Consider the following 17,474-nt stretch of genomic DNA (forward strand, 5'->3'; position numbering starts at 1 on the left):
GCCATGGCGGACCTGACTTCGGATCCGGTGTTCCTGGCGCGCGGCGTCAGCAAGTTCTTCCCGGGCGTCAAGGCGCTGGAAGGCGTTTCGATCACGCTGGCCAAGGGCTCCATCCATGCCTTGCTGGGCGAGAACGGCGCCGGCAAGTCCACCTTGATCAAGCTGATCACCGGCGTGCTCCGCCCGGACGAGGGCGAGCTCTTCGTCGACGGCAAGCCGGTGCATTTCACCTCCACCCGCGATGCCATCGCCACCGGCATCGGCGTGGTGCATCAGGAACGCAATCTTATCCCGCGCTTTTCGGTGGGCGAGAACATCATGCTGGAGCGTCTCAGCGGCCGGCTGCTCAAGCCCATCGACTATGCCGAGATCAACAAAGAGGCCAAGCGCTGGCTCGACGTGCTCGGCCTCGATCTCGACCCGTCCATGCCTGTATCCCGGCTCAGCGTCGCCAAGATGCAGCTTGTCGAGATCGCCAAGGCATTGTCGCTACGCTCGCGGGTGTTGCTGCTCGACGAGCCGACGGCCTCCCTCACGCCGCATGAGACGGTGGCCCTGTTCGCCCTCCTCAAGAAACTGAGGGACGAGGGAGTCAGCATGATCTTCGTCAGCCACAAGCTGGAGGAGGTTCAGGAGATCTGCGATCAAGTCACGGTGCTGCGTGACGGCCGGAACGCCTGCGAAAGCCAGTCCATGAAAGGCCTCGGCCGCCAGGATCTGGTGCGGCTGATGATCGGCCGTAGCGAGCAGATCCCCGACTGGCAGCCGCGCGACTACTCCGCCGCTTCGCCCGTGCTGGAACTCGAGGGCGTTGCGACGCCGCTCGGCCATCGCGACATCAACCTCACGGTAAAGCGCGGCGAGATCGTCGGCCTTTACGGGCTGGTCGGGGCAGGGCGGACGGAGCTCGCCAAGTCGATCATGGGCCAGTACCCGGCCATAGCGGGCACGATCAGGCTCGACGGCAAGCCCGTCACCATTGGCAGTGTGGGCGACGCCATCCACATCCACAAGCTCGGCTATGTCAGCGAGGACCGCAAGCAGGAGGGGTTGATCCTCCTCCATTCGGTGCTCGACAATGCCGGCATCACCCTCTGGCGCAAATTGGCTCGATATGGCGGTTTCCTCACCGATCGCACCGTGCGCAACACGGCCGAGCCCTATATCCGCAAGCTCGAAGTGCGCACGCCATCGCTCGGCCAGATCGTCGGCAATCTCTCCGGCGGCAACCAGCAGAAGATCAGCGTGGCCAAATGGCTGGCCGCCGGCGTTCGCCTGCTGATCGTCGACGAGCCGTCGGTCGGAATCGACATCAAGACCAAGGCCTATCTGCATGAATTGCTGCGCGAATTGTCGGATACCGGCACGGCGGTGCTGCTGATCACCAGCGACATGCCCGAGATGATCACCCTGGCCGACCGCATCGTCGTGATGAACGGCTACCGGCTGGCCGGCGACGTGCCGAACACGCGCGATTATGCGGCGGTGAGCGAGGGCATCATGAACCTGATCCACAAGGTGGACGCGGCCTAGATTGCCGGGACGGCCCGCTCTCGGAAGCGAGGCGTGTGCTGAAGAAGGCGCCTTTGGTGTGCCGGTCTTCAGACCGGCATCTTTCCACATATGTCCAGGGCATGCCGTTCCCGCCACATCGACTTCTAGTCGATGTGGCTGAGAAGACCGGCACACCGGTTCCGGCTGCCGCCTGCGATTCCCAGGAGTTGAACTCGCCCTGCAACCCGCCCTAAAGTCAGACGAAACGTGCCGACTTGTGATCGGCGCCCCTGTCAGGAGGTAGCCATGCTCGCCCTTGTTCTCGAACGCCAACACGAATTGTCCATGCGCGAGATCGACCTGCCGCTGCAGGTCGGGCCTGATGACGTGAAGATCACGCTGCATACCGTGGGGGTCTGCGGCAGCGACGTGCATTATTACACCCATGGCCGCATCGGCAGCTTTGTCGTGAAGGAGCCGATGGTGCTCGGCCATGAGGCTGCCGGCACGGTGGTCGAGGTCGGCTCGAATGTGAAGACACTGAAGGCGGGCGACCGTGTCTGCATGGAGCCCGGCATCCCCAACCTGTCTTCGCGTGCCTCGAAGCTCGGCATCTACAATGTCGACCCGTCCGTGGTGTTCTGGGCGACGCCGCCGGTGCATGGCGTGCTCACGCCCCAGGTCGTGCATCCGGCCGCCTTCACCTACAAGCTGCCCGACAATGTCTCCTTCGCCGAAGGCGCCATGGTGGAGCCCTTCGCCGTCGGCATGCAGGCGGCGGCACGTGCCCATATCGCACCCGGCGATGTCGGCGCGGTGATCGGCGCAGGCCCCATCGGCATCATGGTCGCGCTCGCCGCCCTGGCCGGCGGCTGCAGCAAGGTGCTGATCTCCGACTTCAGCAAGGAGAAGCTCGAGATCGCCGGGCGCTATGACGGCATCATCCCGGTCGACCTCGGCAAGGGAAGCTATGCCAGCGCCATCGCGCGCGAGACCGCGGACTGGGGCGCAGACGTGGTGTTCGAGGCGAGCGGCAGTTCGAAGGCCTATAACGGCATCTTCGACCTCGTGCGCCCTGGCGGCGCGCTGGTGCTCGTTGGCCTGCCGGTCGAGCCGGTGACCTTCGACGTACCCGGGGCCATCTCGAAGGAAGTGCGCATCGAGACGGTGTTCCGCTATGCCAACATCTACGATCGCGCCATCGCCCTGATCGCCTCCGGCAAGGTGGACCTGAAGCCGCTGATCACCGGCACCTATGCCTTCAGGGACAGCATCGCCGCCTTCGAACGCGCCGCCAAGGCGCTGCCGACCGATGTGAAGCTGCAGATCCTGATGGATTAGAAATCGTTCTCGTTTCGACGAAATCGTTGGGTTGGCATAGACTGCACCGTCATTCCGGCCGTAGCAAAGCGAAGAGCCGGAATCCAGGAACTCAACCTTGGAAAGATGGTGTTCATGGATCCCGGCTCTTCGGCCGGGATGACGCGACGTGTCCGTTCGATGCCTCAAAAGAGCGGGAATGGTTCCTTTTCAGTCTGTCGAAGCTTGCGTGAACGCGACACCTGTCGCGACATCGTTTTGCAGCCGGTAGGTCAGCGTCTGCAACTTCGAGCCTTCGTCGGCGCTGGCGGTGGTGCTGTTGTATTTCAGGCGGTTCGCGGTGTCGGGCTTTTCGCGGCCGAGCGCCCTGGTGATCGCGCCGAGCTTGCTGCCGAGGCCGGGGATACCGAAATCGAGGCCTGTGAGGCCGGCCGGCGCCGCGCTGCATCCCTCGATGCTGCTGGCCGCGCTGTTCTCGATGCTGATCACGGTGACGGCGTGCTCGTCACCGCCGATCTCGCCCGAAGCGAAGGTGATCGCCACGGCCTCCTTGCCGGGCACCAGGTAGCACAGCCAATAGGTGGAATCGCCGGCATCGCCATGGTGCTGGATCATGCCGCCGAACTTGGCCGCGATGACGGTGAGGGTGGTGATCTCCGGCTTCACTTCGAGATCGCCGGCCTTGACTGTCTTGACCGGCGCCTTCTTCAACGCCTTGCCGCTGACAACCCGGTTGCCGAGCACCTCATTGGCAAAGCCCGGCAAGCTCGGCTCCGCATGGGCGGGCATCGCCAAGCCAGCGATAAATAAGGCGCAAGCAGCGAGCAGTCTTTTGCGCATACGGGAATCCGCAGGGATGTGATCGTAAAGGCGTGCCCTTCTCCATAGATCATCGAGCGAAACAAAGCATTAAGCAGCGATTGCTCCCGGGCATCGTCTCGCCCGGTTACAAGGTGAAATCAGCAACCATCACACCGTCCAGGCCGCCATCGAGGCAGGGAAGCAGCCGCTCGGCCAGGGCAGCGCGGGCCGGATGGCTGAGATAGGCCTCCCGCGATGCCTCATTGTCGAGATCCATGGTGAAACCATGCCGGAAGCCTCGGTCGAGACCTTCCCGGCTGTTGTTCTTCCCGGCGACGACCGCTGACAAACCGGGAACGACATTCTTCATCAGGGCAAAATCTGCGAGCAGTTCATCAATCGTCTCTTCAGCTATGTCGTTCTTGAACCGCAAGAACACGCAATGACGGATCATCGGTGCCTCCTTTGCATCTGCAATTTCCAAAACATGAGAGAGGCCGCCCGAGGCCCGCCGCGATCTTTCCCTGTAGCTTCGGCGAGAATGCGGCACTCGCCGAAACAAGCCGGCCAAACCTCGCCGCACGGTGGCAACGGGCTGCCTTGTATCATTAATCTGGAAAGTTCTCCGGGTCGAATTCACGCCTTTGTGGCGTTTCAGTTACAGCCATGCCTGCCTCTATTGTCTAGTGTCCGCTCGTTGGCAGGGTTGAGCAGTATGAAGAAACTTGTTCTCGCTACTTCGTTTGTCGTGGCCGCATCGATCGCCCATGGCGCCGATCTTGCGCCGCAGACGGCGGAGCCTGCCGCGCCGGTCGCTTTGCCTTTCAACTGGAGCGGTCCCTATCTCGGCCTTCATGCCGGCTATGCCTGGGGGCGGGAAGACGACGACCAGAGCAGGCTTTTCCCAGCGTCCAGCAGCAGTAGCAGCAGCGACAGGTTCAATCTCCAGGGCTTCGTCGGCGGCGCGCATGCCGGCTACAACTACCAGATCAATCAATTCGTCCTCGGTGCCGAGGCGGATCTCGATGCGACGGGCATGAAGGGCAGCTCCCATTTCAGCTATGAGGGTGGCGCCGTCACGGGCGTGCTCAGGCTGAAGAGCGATGTGCAGGGCTCCGCGCGTCTGCGGGCCGGCTACGCCATCGACAATGTGCTGCTCTATGCCACCGGTGGTCTCGCCGTTGCCGATGGCAAGCTGAGCGTGGGCGGCGTCAGCGACAAGAACACCCATCTGGGCTGGACGATCGGTACCGGCGCTGAATATGCCTTTACACCGAGCTGGATCGGCCGGGCCGAGCTGCGTTACAGCGATTTCGAGAAGAAGAGCTATCAGACGCCAGACGGGCCGGTGAATGCCGACTGGAACCAGACCTCGGCCACCGCCGGCGTCAGCTACAAGTTCTAAGGAGGATACCCGGGCTCGGTGCCGGGTGTCCCGGATGGAAGCTGCAAATTGCCTCAACGCGGGCTGGTCCGTGGCGAGCGGGCGCAATGCCCCCGCGCCAAGGTAGCTTCAGGAAGCAGCTGCGTTACTGCTGGCGTATCTCCGGCCGGTGGACGGCGGGATTCTGCAGCGCACTCGCCCCCACGCTCATCAGCAGCGCGCCATCGGCCACCGCGTCCGCGAAGTCCAGATTGGCAAGCAGCGTCGCCTGCGAGCGCGCGACCGGCCTGATGATGTGACTGGCATCCCGGTCGCGCAGCCAGCGGCTCAGCTCGGCACTCGCCCGGCGGTGGGCCTCGTCAATGGTGCGGCCGTGGGCAATGCATCCCGGGCAGTCCGGGAAGGTGACATCATACGCGCCATTCTGTCCGGCAATCAGAGCAACATAATGTGTCATGGACGCCTCCTCCATGATGGCGGCCGCACTATACACCGTCGCGCGGGGAGGTGTCGGCATAGCCGGCTACATGACGCAGATTTAATTCGGCACCCTGAAGAGAGGGCGCTGAGAGTCGAGCCGGATGGGCTGCCCGAGGCTGTCGTTTGAGGCCGAACCGACGCAAGGTCCCGTCCCCTGGCGCCCTAATTGGGCCGGGTGCGGAAGAGCAAGGGCGACAGACGCAGGCCTGCGAGGAAGCCGGGAATGGCGATTGCGATCGCGATGACGAAGACCACCAGCATGGCCTGCCGCAGGCCCTCCGGCGAGGTTGCGGAGGCCGCGCCGGCCATATTCGCGACCAGCCCCAGCAAGGCCGCCCCGATGGCATAGGCAGCCGATTGCAGGGTGGGCAGCAGCGTGGAGGTGCGGCTGCGGTCTTCTTCCGGCGCTGCCTCCATCAGTCCCTGGCAGAGATAGCCCCAGCTCGTGCCGAAGCCGACTCCGATGAGGACCTGGCCGGTCGCCAGAAGGGCGATCACATCGAATTCCAGCGCCGCAAGGATGGCGGCAAGGCCGCTGACCAGCAGCAGCGGCCCGAGCCAGACCAGCCGCCGCCGCAACGCGTAGGATGCCTTGCCGGCCACCACGATGGCGGTGATGCTCCATGCGATCGCCATGAGGGCATTGAGGGCACCGGCCAGGGTCGGCCCATAGCCCCACAGATGCTGGATGAGATAGACCAGATAGACGGAAGGGGCCGACTGGGCCATCGGCATCAGCAGGATCACCCACAGGCCGAAGCCCGCCGGCCCACTTAGCCGGAAGGCGCCGGCCGGGAACAGCCTGGTGGTTGCCCGCCGGTCGCTCCACACGGCTCCAGTATAGAAGAGCGCCGCGAGGGCGAGCAGCCCCGCCGCGGCGAGGACGCCGCCCGCGAGATCAGCGACCATGACCAGCAGCATGCCGGCGGTGATCGCGCCGAGTTGGGCGAAAGGCACGGCCTCGCCGGCGAGCCTATCCCGGGCTCGGGGAACGACCTTGAAGACCAGCCCCATGAAGAGGAGCGAAAGCGGCACGTTGACCAGGAAGGCCACCCGCCAGGAGATGGTCTCGCTGATCACTCCGGCAATCACCGGCCCTCCGAAGGCCGAGCACGCCCAGACCATCGCCTCGGCGCCGAAGACTTTCGGCACCAGCCGCGAAGGGAAGATCTCCGGAATTAGCGCATAGCAGATCGCCGCGATCAGGCCCTCGCCGAAGCCCTGGAAAACACGCCCGGCCAGCAGAACCGGCATGGTGGGCGCTAGGCCCGCCAGCAAGGTGCCGAGAGTGAACAGCAGGGCCGCGGCCTGCAGGCCAATTCGTGCCCCGAATCGGGCCTTGACCAACGCGGCAATGGCGCCGCCGACAATCGCGAAGAGCAGATAGAGGCTGAACGACCAGGAAATCAGGGCCGCTCCGCAGAGTTCGTCGATGGCGGAGGGCAGGGCGGTCGAGACGAGGAAGCCATTGAAGGCGAACAGCGCCACGCCCAGGCACAATGTCGCCGTTGCCGCGGCATAACCCGGCGCCAGCATTTCCTGCCAGCGCGCATCGATCGTTGCCTGCCCTTCCATGAAACTCTCCAGCCCCTGCGCACAAACATCCCGAGATAGGCGATGAAGGCAAGCACGATTGCCTTCCCAATACCGGGGCTACAACTTCAAGTGCAGTTGAGGTCAAGGCGTCTTTCCATTTTTGTCATCGCCGGGTCTTGCAGGGCGGATGGCTGCTTCTTCCACTGGTGCGGGCGCTGTTTTCGCGCAACACTAGCTCGCTGCTGGTGGGCGGGCAAAGTCATCGAGGAGAACGGGGATGGCGATCGAGATTGTCGAGGGCAGGGAGGTGACGATCCGGTTCGATGGCAGCAGGTGCATCCATGCCAGGCGCTGCGTCATGACGCAGCCGGGCGTCTTCCGCGCCAATGCCGAGGGTGCGTGGATCCACCCCGATGCGGCGAGCGCCGAGGAGGCGATGGATGTCGCCCTCAGCTGTCCTTCCGGCGCCATTGAGGTTATACGCAAGGCCGGCCCGCAGGAGGCCGCGCCGCGCGCCAACCGGATCCTGATCCGGGAGAACGGGCCGCTCGCCGTGCATGCCGATCTCCATATCAAGGGTGAACCGGCCCAGTTCCGGGCCACGCTTTGCCGCTGCGGGCTATCGCAGAACAAGCCCTATTGCGACGGCAGCCATGCCGGTAATTTCATCGCCAGCGGCGAGCCGGCCGCGCTGGAGAGCACGCTTCAGATCATCGATCTGGTGGGCCCGGTCGAGATCACGCCCTTTCCGAACGGGCCGCTCGGTGTGAAGGGGGCGCTGGAGATCTCCTCGGGCACCGGACGCAACACCAATCGCGTGACCCAGACGGCTCTCTGCCGCTGCGGCCATTCCGGCAACAAGCCCTATTGCGACGGGACGCACAAGAAAGTGGGTTTCGAGGCGCCCTAGAAAAAAATGCATTCGCGTGAAGACAGCACGGACATATTGCAGCCAAGCCCGGGGCCTGGCATCGTTGGCGCGTGCCATGAGGCTGCCTATGGACGGGCAGATGTCCAGCCGATCGGAGGTCCTATGCCGGATGATGTGCCAAGCACCCTCGACGAAGCCCGGGAGCTTTTCGAGGCTTCTCCCTCGGCGGCATCCGCTACCCACTACGCCCGGATGGCTTCCTTCTACCTGTCCGACGGCATGATCAGCCAGGAAACATTGGACGCGATCAGGCATCAGGTTCGGCCCTATTTGAGCGCCGCGGCCGAATAGGGTGCGGCAGAAGCCGGAACGAATACACGCTAAACGTGTTAAAGTGCGTGTGTCCGCCTAGAGGAGTACGCGATGAAATCCCTTGCTACTGCTGTTTTTGTTGCATCCGTGGGTCTGGCTGGCGGCCCGGCTCTGGCAATGCCCGTTGCGCCGGGCGGTTCCACCAATAACGGTCTTGTCCAGACGATCGAGGATGGCTGCGCCCGCGGCTATTACATGAGCTACGGCCGCTGCATCCCGAACAGCGCACCTTATGGCATGCCGAGATACCGCTACGCGCCGGAATATTATGCCGAGCCGCCACCTGTCTATTATGCTCCGCCCCGGTACAATTATAGACCACGCTATTACTATCGGCCGCGCTATTATGGCCCGGTTTATCGGTATTAGCAGAGGCATATTCGCACTATACTGTGCCCTCGTTTACCGGTTTTCCGTAATAGTGCCGGAAGCCGCCGTGGTCCGACGCCGATGCTACGATGGTATCGTCATCGAGCCGTCCGTCGTTGAACCATATGCTAGAGTTTAATCGGCTCAGCCACCTGCATGAGGCAGTCGCCGGCCTGGCTGTCGCAGTGCAGCCTGTGTGAGATCACGATGCCGCCTTCGGCAAATTGCAGCGGCTCCTCGGGCGCCCCCAGGCGTTCGAGATCGTGGTACCAGCCGGCGAGGCCTCCTGCATCGACAGGGGCGCCGAGTTCCACCGCCGGCTCGAACCAGCCTCGGCGGGTGGCGTAGATGCCCTGGCTGTGGCGCGAAAGCGAAAGCAATTGCAAGGCAGGCTGTTCCGTCGGGAGACTGCCGAGCAGCGGCTTGTCGACAATTTCCAAAGCCAGCATGAGGTTGTCGATGGCTCGCGCCGTGAAGGCCATGCTCGCGGGCGTCACCGTGCCGCCACCACCGAATTCGCCGCTGAGGCCTATGATGCCGGTCCGCGTGGCGGCTCCCATCGAGGTTGGCGACGCCGGTCCGTTATCGGCGATGAAAGCGTGGCTTGGCGCCATGGCCCGCATCAACTCGTTTGCTCGCGCGAAGCGGGCTTCGTCTTCCGGGCGTTCGATCAGGGTGCACAGGAGATGGGCCATGGAGGTGCCGCCGGAATGGATATCCAGCAGGACATCGTGGCGGGGAAAGAGTTCGTGTTCGAGGAAATGCGCCAGCCGTGCAGTCGGGGTTCCCGACGGATCCCCAGGAAAGGCGCGATTGAGGTTGCCACCGTCGAAAGGCGAGCAGCGTTTGGCTGCCATGACCGCCGGCAAGTTCGCGGCCGGCAGCACCGTGACGGTGCCTTGGATCACCGCCGGATCGAGGCGACGCATCAGCCGGCCAAGCTGAAGCTCACCCTCATATTCGTCACCATGATTTCCCGCCATCAGCAAGAGGCTTGGTCCCGAGCCGTTCTTGACCCGCAGAAACGGCACCTTGATCTGATAGTAGGGCGAACGGTCGATCGAATAGGGAATGCTCAAATATCCGCTCTGGCGGCCATGGGCGGTGAAGTCGATGGCATGAACGAGGCCCGTATGCATCTTTCCCTCCGCGCTCAGATCGCGGCGATTGCGGTCATCTCAACACGCAGGTCCGGATCTGCGAGGCGCGCTTCGACGCAAGCTCTCGCAGGCGGATTGGCAGGGTCGATCCAGGCATCGTAGACGCTGTTCATGGCGTCAAAGTCGACGATAGCCGGTAGGAAGATATTGACCGCCAGCAATCGCGACTTGTCGGTGCCGGCTTCCTTGAGCAGGGATCCAATCTTGTCCAGCACATCCTGCGTCTGGCCTTCGACGCCGGCCTTGCGATTCTCCGCGACCTGGCCGGCAATATAGACAAGCCCGCCATAGCTGACCGCCTGGCTCATCCGCAAGCTCTTCTGGTAACGCATGATCATGCATCGATTCCTTGATGAAAGACAAGACTATCAACGGTCGAGAGGAAGGCGTGCTCGCCCGGCAGGCAAGGCGCGCCCGCGATCGTCGATCAAGCCGGAAGAAAGAAGGAGGTTTGACATGATCAATCCTCGCCGTCGCCACGAGCATCCAGGCCGAGCCGGTAGGTCCGGTTGGCCGTTGAAAAGAAAAGGTCGCGCTGCTCGGTCCGACTTAGCGGCGAGGCCACGGCGCGGAATCCGTCATAGATTTCACTGAAGCTGGCGTGCAGGCTCGCGACTGGAAAATCGCTTGCGAACATCGCGCGCTTCGGCCCGAAGCAGGCAAGGCAATGGTCGATGACCTGCCTCAGGCTCTCGAGAGACCAGTCATTGTCGTACGCCACGAGGTCTGAAATCTTGATGAGCATATTATCGGCTCGTCCGAGGGCCTTTAGCCCGCGGCGCCAGAGTGCCATGCCCTCGGGGCTGCGATCCGCGGGACTGCCGCAGTGGTTGAGGACGAAAGTGGTATTGGGAAAATCTTCGACGAGACGGAGGGCCTCCGGCATCTGCCAGGGAAACAGCATGAGGTCGAAAACCAGTCCAAGCCTTGTCGCGACCTCGAGCCCGCTTCGCCAGTGGGGATCACTCATGAGAGTTGCGGATCGGGCAAAGGACTTGGCTGGCTCCGGGTGCCAGCTGACGATATCCCGGATGCCGACGACGCCTTCATTTGCGGCCTCCGCTTCCAGAAGCGAGGCGGCATCCGGCCGATCGAGCGCGACATGCGCAACACTTCGCCGCGCGACGCCTCGGCTCTTCTCGAGGCTGTCGATCCAGCGGCTTTCCTCCAGGGGATGGTCGTCTGACCAACCTGCTTCGATATGGACTGTAGCAACAATGTTCTGCCCGGCCGTATCGGCAAGGTAGTCCGCCACGCCGTAATTGCGCCGGATCGGCTCGATGCTGCCGAATATCATCTCCTCGTGCGGTGCCGATGGCTTCTGGAGCCAGGGGTGGCGCCCCATCTCCAAATGCCACAAATGATGATGCGGATCGATGATCGGCCCGCGATAGAGACCGCTCATCGGCGGGCCTCGCGGCCGGACACGAGCAGCAGGGCCAGAATGAGGGAGCCGAACATGATCGAACGCCAGCCGGGCGAGGCATTGACGACGGTGATCAGCGCAGTCGTCGTCACCAGGAGGATGGCACCCGGTATCGTTCCCGCATAGGTGCCCTTGCCACCCAGGATCGAGGTTCCGCCCAGGACGACCGCCGCGATGGAGGTCAGGAGATAGGGATCGCCGATGCCGACGTAACCCTGCCTGTTCATGCCGAGGATCAACGTGCCGGCAACTCCGGCGAACAGGCCGGACAAGGCATAGAGCAGGAGCATGTTGCGGGTGATGCTCACGCCCGACAGATGCGCGGCGATTGGATTGGCGCCAAGTGCGAGAAAGCGGGCGCCCATCGGCATGCGATGCAGCAGGACGAGCACGACGATCGAGACAATGACCCACAATATGATCCCGGCCGGTACGCCGAAGGGCCTTGCTGAGCCGAGCCAGATTACGGCGCCGTTGGTCACGGAGACGGCACTGCCTCCGGCAATAATCACCAGTAGGCCCTGCAGGAAGGTCGCCATTGCCAAGGTCATGATGATCGGTGGCACGCCTAGGTAGGCTGCGCCTGCGCCGTTCAGCAAACCGATGCCCGCGGCGATCGCCAGCGCAAGGAAAATACCGACAAGGCCTGTCGAATCCCAGCCCGGCGAGATCAACGGCAGCAGGATGGCCGTGACGGTGATGACGGCGCCGACCGAAAGATCGATGCCGCCCATGATGATGACGAGCGTCTGCCCCGCAGCCGCGATGCCGATCACGGCGGCGAGCTCAAGCAGGTAGCGCAGGTGGCCATAGGCGCCGAAGCCCCGGAGCATGACGCTCGCCACAACCCAGACAAGCGCGACAAGGATCAGCGTCAGCAGCGCAGGATGGCGGAACAGATCCCTGAAGGCGGAGGAAACGGCGTTCATTTTTTTTGCCTCCACCGGGCCGTGAGTTCGGGAATGGCAACGGCACCCACGATGATCAGGCCCTGGGCGACATATTGGGCGACCGGCGGAAAGCCGAGGAAGAACATCACGTTGATCATCACCGAGAGCAGGAGGCTGCCACAGATCGCGCCGCGCATGGTGCCCTTGCCGCCGAGAAAGCCCACACCGCCGAGCACGGCGCCCGCGATCGAATTTAACGTGAAGGGATTGCCGATCACCGGGTCACCGGAACCGGTCTGCGCCGCGACGAAGAGCCCAGCCAGGACAGCCAGCAGCCCTGAAATGGCGAAGGCGGCGACCTTGACCTTCTCGACCGGCACGCCCGAATGATAGGCACCCACCGGATTGTCACCGGCGGCGTAGATGCCGAGCCCGGTCGGGGTCGCGAGGAAGAGCTTCCAGGCGATCAGCACCAGGATCAGCAGGAGGAAGGCGACCGGCTGGTCGCCGGCGAGGAGATCCGAGAACCAGACGGGTATGAAGCCGCCCGGCCGCGGCAGGATCAGCAGGGCGATGCCCGTGATGATGAAGGAACCGGCCAGCGTGACGATGATGGCCGGCAGGCGCAGATAGGCGACGATCATGCCTGTTAGGCTGCCGATGGCCAGCCCCGCGACCGCAACCGCAAGAATGCCGCCCGCGGTTCCTGCCGGGCCGCCCATCATGGTTGCCGCAATCACGGCGCCCAGGCTGACCAGGGGGCCAACCGCCAGGGTGATGCCGCCGTTCAGCATCAGCAAGGCCTGCGCCATGGTGACCAGCGCCAGGGGAAACCAGTTCTGCGTGAATTTCGAAAAGCCGCCGAGACTCAATATGCCGGGAAACAGCCAGACATAGAGAAGCAGGAAAGCCGCCACGACCAGGTAGAGCCCGCCCAGGCCGCGATTGCGGCGGCGCTGGATCGCGGCATAGAGGTTGGAGGAAAGCGCGCTGTCCGTCATGCCGCGACTCCTTTCGTGGACACGCCCATCGCAGTGCCGACAATGGCCTCTTCGGAGATCGTATCGCGTTCCAGCGTGGCGACCGCGCGTCCCTCGCTGAATACGAGCACCCGGTCGCAGAGATGCACGAGTTCCGGCGTGTCGGAGCTGAGCAGGATCACCAGTTTGCCCTCGGCGGCGAAGGCCTTCAGCATCAGGTAGATCTCACGCTTTGTCTCGATATCGACGCCGCGTGTCGGGTCGTTGAGGAGCAGGACCGACGGCTCCAGAGGCAGCCATTTCGCTAGCGCGACCTTCTGCTGGTTGCCGCCCGACAGGGCCCGCACGGCGCGGCCGGTGTCGCCGCGTATGGTCAGCCTTCGGGCGAGATCGGCGACGAGCGAGCGTTCGCGCAAGCGATCCCTGAAACCTCGCCGCGTCTGCCGGTCCAGGGACGGCAGCAGCAGATTGGAGGCGATGGTGTGGGGGAGGATCAGGCCTTCTCTCTTGCGGTCGGCGGGCACATAGGCCAGGCCCGCCGCATTGGCGGCACCGACATGGGCGAACAGGCCCGGCTTGCCGCAGAGGGTCGCACTCACCGCCGAGGCCGGAATGGCGCCATAGAGGCCGAGTAGGAAATCCTCCTGGCCTTGCCCGACGAGGCCACCAATGCCGACGATCTCCCCGGAACGGGCGACGAAATCGACATCGTGCACCATGCCGGCGGCAAGGCCCTTGACATCGATGCGCACGTCGCCCGGTGTCGGCACCGTCCAGGCAGGGAACAGATCGCCTGCATCGCGTCCGACCATCAGGCGCACCAGCCCCTTGGCATCGACGCCGGCGAGAGGCTGGTCGGCCGTAACCACGCCGTCCTTCAGCACGGTCACATGCGAACAGAGCGCGCGGACTTCGTCGAGACGATGGGAAATGTAGAGGAGTGCGATGCCCTCGTCCCGCAGCCTCATGATGAGGGCGGATAAAATTCCGGCCTCATGACCGGAAAGGGAGGAGGTCGGCTCGTCGAGGATGAGCACTCGCGGCTTGCGGAAGAGCGCCTTGGCGATTTCCACCATCTGGCGCCGGCCAAGTGCCAGGTCTCCCACCGGTGCGTCAAGCGGCTCGGTCAATCCCACAAGGGCGCAGACATCCCGGACACGCCGTTCCAGGGCCTTGTAGTCGATGAGGCCAAAGCGACGCGGATAGGCGCCCAGCCCGATATTCTCGGCGATCGAGAGTTCCGGGGTCAGGCTCAGTTCCTGCTGAACGACGGCGATGCCGGCGGCGCGCGCCAGGGCAGGGCTGAAGCGGTGTACCGGCTTGCCGTCGAGCACGATCTCGCCGCCATCCGGGGCCAAGGCACCGGACAGCAGGTTGATCAGGGTGGACTTACCCGCCCCGTTTTCGCCCAGGAGGGCATGGATCCGGCCTGGCTGAAGGGCGATGCTCACGCCCTTCAGCACAGGATTGCCATAGAAGCCCTTCGATACCTGTCGGGCTTCCAGCAAAGGCGGACGGTCGGCCATCGGCAGTCTCTCTTCGGCTTGCCGGCGTAATCACTGTGCCAGCAGCTTATCGAAGAGGGCCCTGTCGTAGTCGGAATAGATGTAACCATCCGCCGGGAACTTGTCGGCCCGCGCGAGATAGGTATCGATGTTGCTGTCGTCGATGACAGGCAAGGGCACCTTGACGACGGCGGGGATGGTCTTCCCCTGCAGGGCCTGCACGGCGGCATAGACGGAGAGGGCACCGAGCCAGTTCGGCTGCATCGTGGCCCAGCCCTTCAGGCCCTTCTGCTTCCACAACTCGAGGAACTGGCGCGCATTCTCGCCGCTGGTCGGCACCTGGTCACGGCCCTGGCGATCGAAGGCGAGGATGGAGCCGGCCGACAGGGCGCCGCCCAGCGAAAGGACGCCGTCGATCTGCGGGTTCGCGAAGAGCAGGCTCGTCATGGCTTCCTGGGCGGGCGCCACATTGTATTCGGTGTTGGTCTCGGTAATGACTTCGAGACCCTTGTTGGCGTCGAGCACCGGCTGGGCGCCCTTGCGACGGTCATCGCTGACGGAGACGCCGGCGGGGCCGTTCATGATGATGATCTTGCCCTTGCCCTTCAACTGGCCGACCATCCATTCGGCGGCGCGCTTGCCCCACTCGAGGGAGTCGGTGTTGATCTTGGCGGTCAGTTTGTTGGTGTCGACGAGGCTGTCGAAATTGACGACGGCAATGCCCTTGGCGCAGGCATCCGAGACAACGCGATCGAGGGCGGTGGAGGAGCCGGCTTCGACGATGATGGCGTCCAGATTGGCATCGATCATCGACTGGATCTGCTGGATCTGCGTCTGGGCGTTCCCCTGCGCGTCGGTGATCATCAGGTCCTTGACCAGGCCTTCCCTTTTCAGCGCCGCGACCTCGTCGGTGATCGTGCCTTCGGTCTGCTTCATCCAGGTCGGCACCGAATAGATATTGGCCCAGCCGACCCGGTAAGGCGCCTTGCGATCGCCCTTGACGCAATTGGACGCGGCGAGCGCCGAACCCGTGACGGCCATCAGCGCCATGGCAGCAACACCCACGCCGGCAATCAGGGCGCGGCGGCTCGTCAAGCTCTGCAAGAATGAGATTCTCATCGTGTCGTTCCCCTTTTTTGAGACCACCGCCTTGTCACTTTTTTGGCCGTTAACTAATGTACGGTATATTGGACATGTGGTCGTAATACTGGACATGGCGAACTATATGCCGATTTTTGGGGTTGACAAGCCTCGATCAAAATTTTGGAAAGCAGCACAACATGCCGGTGCGGCAGTGTGGTAGGACAGGGAATGGACGCAATCAGCGACGAAGGCATTGCCAGACGAACCAGGGGCCTCGACCGTGCCTTCGAGATCCTGGATTTCCTGCGCATGAAACGCGAGCCGACCAAGCCCAACGAGATCGCCGCACGCATCGGTGCGCCGCGATCGTCGGTTTATGAATTGGTGAACCTTTTGCTGCGCAACGGCATCCTCGAATATGCGGATGGCGAAGGACGGGTCTATCTCGGCCGCAAGCTCTATTTCCTCGGCGCAGCCTATGAGGATCATTTCGACTTCATGCGCGAATGCGACAAGGTGCTGGCCCGCATCGCCGAGGAAACGCGCGAGACAGCCCAGCTCTGCATGCTCGACGGCAACAAATACACTGTCGTGCGCATGAAGGAGGGCGTCCGGCCTTTTCGGATCTCGTCGGATGTTGGCCGCGCCGTGCCGATTCCGTGGACAGCATCGGGACGCCTGCTCCTCTCGGACATGAGCGAAGAGGAAATCCTAGACTTTATTCCCCGCGAGGATTTCCGCCTGCCAAATGGGGAAATGCTCGATCCGCAGCGTTTCACTGCGGAAGTGCACCAGGCGGGCAGGGCAGGCGAGTTCACGTTCAACAGCATTGTAGACAGTTTCACGCATTGCTTCGCCGTCCCTGTCAGGGGGGACGATGGGCGCTGCGCCGCGACACTCTGCCTCGTGTCGCCCCGTGAGGACGGCATCAGGAATCGCGAGCATTATCTCCAATGCCTCAAGACCGCAGCTCAGTCGCTCCATGGAATTAAACTTGGAGTTTTCGAGCTGCCAGCGCGGCCACAGATTTGATGTGTTCGATACTAGCTCTGTAGGCGCCTTCTGCATCATGCGAGGAGATGGCCGCAAGGATAGCTCGCATCTCAGCTATCGCATTCTTGCCTCGGCCCGGCTCGGAGATTGTCAACGCGCGCAAGTGATTGATGCGCATGTTGAGCGACTGGACGATCGACCAGGCGACATCCTTGCCCGCCAGATGAAATAACGCCTCGTAGAACTCGTTGGTCCCTTTCAGAACCAGGCTCGTGTTGTCCTCGGCGAAGGCTGCTTCGTTCCTGTCGATGCACGCCGCCAGGCGCGCCACGCCTTCCGCTGTGGAGATCGGCGCGTAGGTCCGCGCTGCCTCTCCTTCCAGCAAGCCTCGGATCTCGTAGATCTGCGCCGCCTTTTTGGGATCGGGCCTTGCCACGGCAGGCCCCTGCTGCGGCAATATTTCGACCAGTCCTTCTGTCTCGAGATGCCTCAGGACTTCCCGCACCACGGTCCGGCTGACGGCAAGCCGCTCGCACAGGTTCCGTTCCACCAGCCTTTCGCCCGGCCTGAAGCGACCATCGAGGATCGCGTCGCGCATCTTCTCAAGCGTCAATTCCCGCAGGGTTTTGCCTGGCCGTTCAATGCGCATGTCATCAACGGCGTCCGACTCTTGTCGGAGAGTTAGTCTGTCGGCGGCGCTCATCGAAAGGTTCCGGTTGCAGGGCTGTTTGGATCACATCGTCGCGTTGAAGGGAAGCTGATTTGACATGACGATATTATGGTATACCATCATACACACAAGGGCCAGCG

At 63.1% G+C, this 17,474-nt stretch carries 19 protein-coding genes; 7 read left to right on the forward strand and 12 right to left on the reverse strand.

Going from position 1 to position 17,474, the window contains the following annotated elements:
- The first annotated feature begins 3 nt into the window (after window positions 1-3).
- Together QQL24_RS35500 and QQL24_RS35505 are read left to right on the forward strand one after the other, a co-directional pair.
- Window positions 4-1,533, forward strand: coding sequence for a sugar ABC transporter ATP-binding protein (locus QQL24_RS35500; protein WP_284317046.1), 1,530 nt, complete (start codon window positions 4-6; stop codon window positions 1,531-1,533).
- A gap of 267 nt (window positions 1,534-1,800) precedes the next feature.
- The gene (locus tag QQL24_RS35505) at window positions 1,801-2,835 is read left to right on the forward strand and encodes an NAD(P)-dependent alcohol dehydrogenase (RefSeq protein WP_284317047.1); all 1,035 of its coding nucleotides are present in this window, start codon (window positions 1,801-1,803) and stop codon (window positions 2,833-2,835) included.
- A 189-nt stretch (window positions 2,836-3,024) separates the two neighbouring features.
- On the opposite strand, the gene QQL24_RS35510 is transcribed toward QQL24_RS35505, so the two are convergent.
- Both QQL24_RS35510 and QQL24_RS35515 read right to left on the reverse strand, forming a co-directional pair.
- Window positions 3,025-3,603, reverse strand: a complete 579-nt coding sequence (locus QQL24_RS35510) for a hypothetical protein (RefSeq protein ID WP_284317048.1) — start codon at window positions 3,601-3,603, stop codon at window positions 3,025-3,027.
- 157 nt (window positions 3,604-3,760) lie between these two features.
- The gene (locus tag QQL24_RS35515) at window positions 3,761-4,099 is read right to left on the reverse strand and encodes a Dabb family protein (protein ID WP_284317049.1); all 339 of its coding nucleotides are present in this window, start codon (window positions 4,097-4,099) and stop codon (window positions 3,761-3,763) included.
- 231 nt (window positions 4,100-4,330) lie between these two features.
- Between QQL24_RS35515 and QQL24_RS35520 the strand changes: the two genes are divergently transcribed.
- Window positions 4,331-5,020 (forward strand): outer membrane protein, encoded by a 690-nt coding sequence (locus QQL24_RS35520; protein WP_284317050.1) that lies wholly within the window; start codon window positions 4,331-4,333, stop codon window positions 5,018-5,020.
- A gap of 124 nt (window positions 5,021-5,144) precedes the next feature.
- Here the strand turns inward: QQL24_RS35520 and QQL24_RS35525 are convergent, their stop codons facing one another.
- Together QQL24_RS35525 and QQL24_RS35530 are read right to left on the reverse strand one after the other, a co-directional pair.
- Window positions 5,145-5,456 (reverse strand): type II toxin-antitoxin system HicB family antitoxin, encoded by a 312-nt coding sequence (locus QQL24_RS35525; RefSeq protein ID WP_284317051.1) that lies wholly within the window; start codon window positions 5,454-5,456, stop codon window positions 5,145-5,147.
- A 185-nt stretch (window positions 5,457-5,641) separates the two neighbouring features.
- Window positions 5,642-7,054 carry an MFS transporter gene (locus tag QQL24_RS35530; protein WP_284317052.1) on the reverse strand — a complete coding sequence of 471 codons (1,413 nt, stop codon included), beginning with the start codon at window positions 7,052-7,054 and terminating at the stop codon, window positions 5,642-5,644.
- 238 nt (window positions 7,055-7,292) lie between these two features.
- Between QQL24_RS35530 and QQL24_RS35535 the strand changes: the two genes are divergently transcribed.
- The 3 genes from QQL24_RS35535 to QQL24_RS35545 all read left to right on the forward strand — a co-directional run bounded on the left by QQL24_RS35535 (window position 7,293) and on the right by QQL24_RS35545 (window position 8,627).
- Complete coding sequence (locus tag QQL24_RS35535; RefSeq protein WP_284317053.1) at window positions 7,293-7,925, forward strand: CDGSH iron-sulfur domain-containing protein; 633 nt, start codon at window positions 7,293-7,295, stop codon at window positions 7,923-7,925.
- 123 nt (window positions 7,926-8,048) lie between these two features.
- Window positions 8,049-8,237 (forward strand): hypothetical protein, encoded by a 189-nt coding sequence (locus tag QQL24_RS35540; RefSeq protein ID WP_284317054.1) that lies wholly within the window; start codon window positions 8,049-8,051, stop codon window positions 8,235-8,237.
- A 72-nt stretch (window positions 8,238-8,309) separates the two neighbouring features.
- The gene (locus QQL24_RS35545) at window positions 8,310-8,627 is read left to right on the forward strand and encodes a hypothetical protein (RefSeq protein WP_284317055.1); all 318 of its coding nucleotides are present in this window, start codon (window positions 8,310-8,312) and stop codon (window positions 8,625-8,627) included.
- 128 nt (window positions 8,628-8,755) lie between these two features.
- Here QQL24_RS35545 and QQL24_RS35550 read toward each other — a convergent pair whose 3' ends face one another.
- From QQL24_RS35550 to QQL24_RS35580, 7 genes are all read right to left on the reverse strand, one after another.
- Window positions 8,756-9,766: a succinylglutamate desuccinylase/aspartoacylase family protein gene (locus tag QQL24_RS35550; protein WP_284317056.1), complete on the reverse strand. Its 1,011-nt coding sequence runs from the start codon at window positions 9,764-9,766 to the stop codon at window positions 8,756-8,758.
- Window positions 9,767-9,780: 14 nt separating this feature from the next.
- Window positions 9,781-10,125 carry a RidA family protein gene (locus tag QQL24_RS35555; protein WP_284317057.1) on the reverse strand — a complete coding sequence of 115 codons (345 nt, stop codon included), beginning with the start codon at window positions 10,123-10,125 and terminating at the stop codon, window positions 9,781-9,783.
- Window positions 10,126-10,247: 122 nt separating this feature from the next.
- Complete coding sequence (locus QQL24_RS35560; RefSeq protein ID WP_284317058.1) at window positions 10,248-11,192, reverse strand: amidohydrolase family protein; 945 nt, start codon at window positions 11,190-11,192, stop codon at window positions 10,248-10,250.
- Entirely contained in the window at window positions 11,189-12,142 is a 954-nt protein-coding gene (locus QQL24_RS35565; RefSeq protein WP_284317059.1) for an ABC transporter permease, read from the reverse strand. The genes QQL24_RS35560 and QQL24_RS35565 overlap by 4 nt, the downstream gene beginning before the upstream one ends.
- The gene (locus QQL24_RS35570; RefSeq protein ID WP_284317060.1) at window positions 12,139-13,104 is read right to left on the reverse strand and encodes an ABC transporter permease; all 966 of its coding nucleotides are present in this window, start codon (window positions 13,102-13,104) and stop codon (window positions 12,139-12,141) included. The genes QQL24_RS35565 and QQL24_RS35570 overlap by 4 nt, the downstream gene beginning before the upstream one ends.
- The gene (locus QQL24_RS35575) at window positions 13,101-14,609 is read right to left on the reverse strand and encodes a sugar ABC transporter ATP-binding protein (RefSeq protein WP_284317061.1); all 1,509 of its coding nucleotides are present in this window, start codon (window positions 14,607-14,609) and stop codon (window positions 13,101-13,103) included. Before QQL24_RS35575 ends, QQL24_RS35570 begins: the two co-directional genes overlap by 4 nt.
- Window positions 14,610-14,639: 30 nt before the next feature.
- Window positions 14,640-15,707 carry an ABC transporter substrate-binding protein gene (locus QQL24_RS35580; protein WP_284317062.1) on the reverse strand — a complete coding sequence of 356 codons (1,068 nt, stop codon included), beginning with the start codon at window positions 15,705-15,707 and terminating at the stop codon, window positions 14,640-14,642.
- A 192-nt stretch (window positions 15,708-15,899) separates the two neighbouring features.
- Between QQL24_RS35580 and QQL24_RS35585 the strand changes: the two genes are divergently transcribed.
- A complete protein-coding gene (locus tag QQL24_RS35585) occupies window positions 15,900-16,703 on the forward strand; it encodes an IclR family transcriptional regulator (RefSeq protein ID WP_284317063.1) in 804 nt (267 codons plus the stop codon).
- Here the strand turns inward: QQL24_RS35585 and QQL24_RS35590 are convergent.
- Window positions 16,660-17,367, reverse strand: coding sequence for a GntR family transcriptional regulator (locus QQL24_RS35590; RefSeq protein ID WP_284317064.1), 708 nt, complete (start codon window positions 17,365-17,367; stop codon window positions 16,660-16,662). The genes QQL24_RS35585 and QQL24_RS35590 overlap by 44 nt on opposite strands.
- Window positions 17,368-17,474 lie beyond the last annotated feature (107 nt).

The organism is Labrys miyagiensis (assembly GCF_030160835.1).
GTDB lineage: Bacteria > Pseudomonadota > Alphaproteobacteria > Rhizobiales > Labraceae > Labrys > Labrys miyagiensis.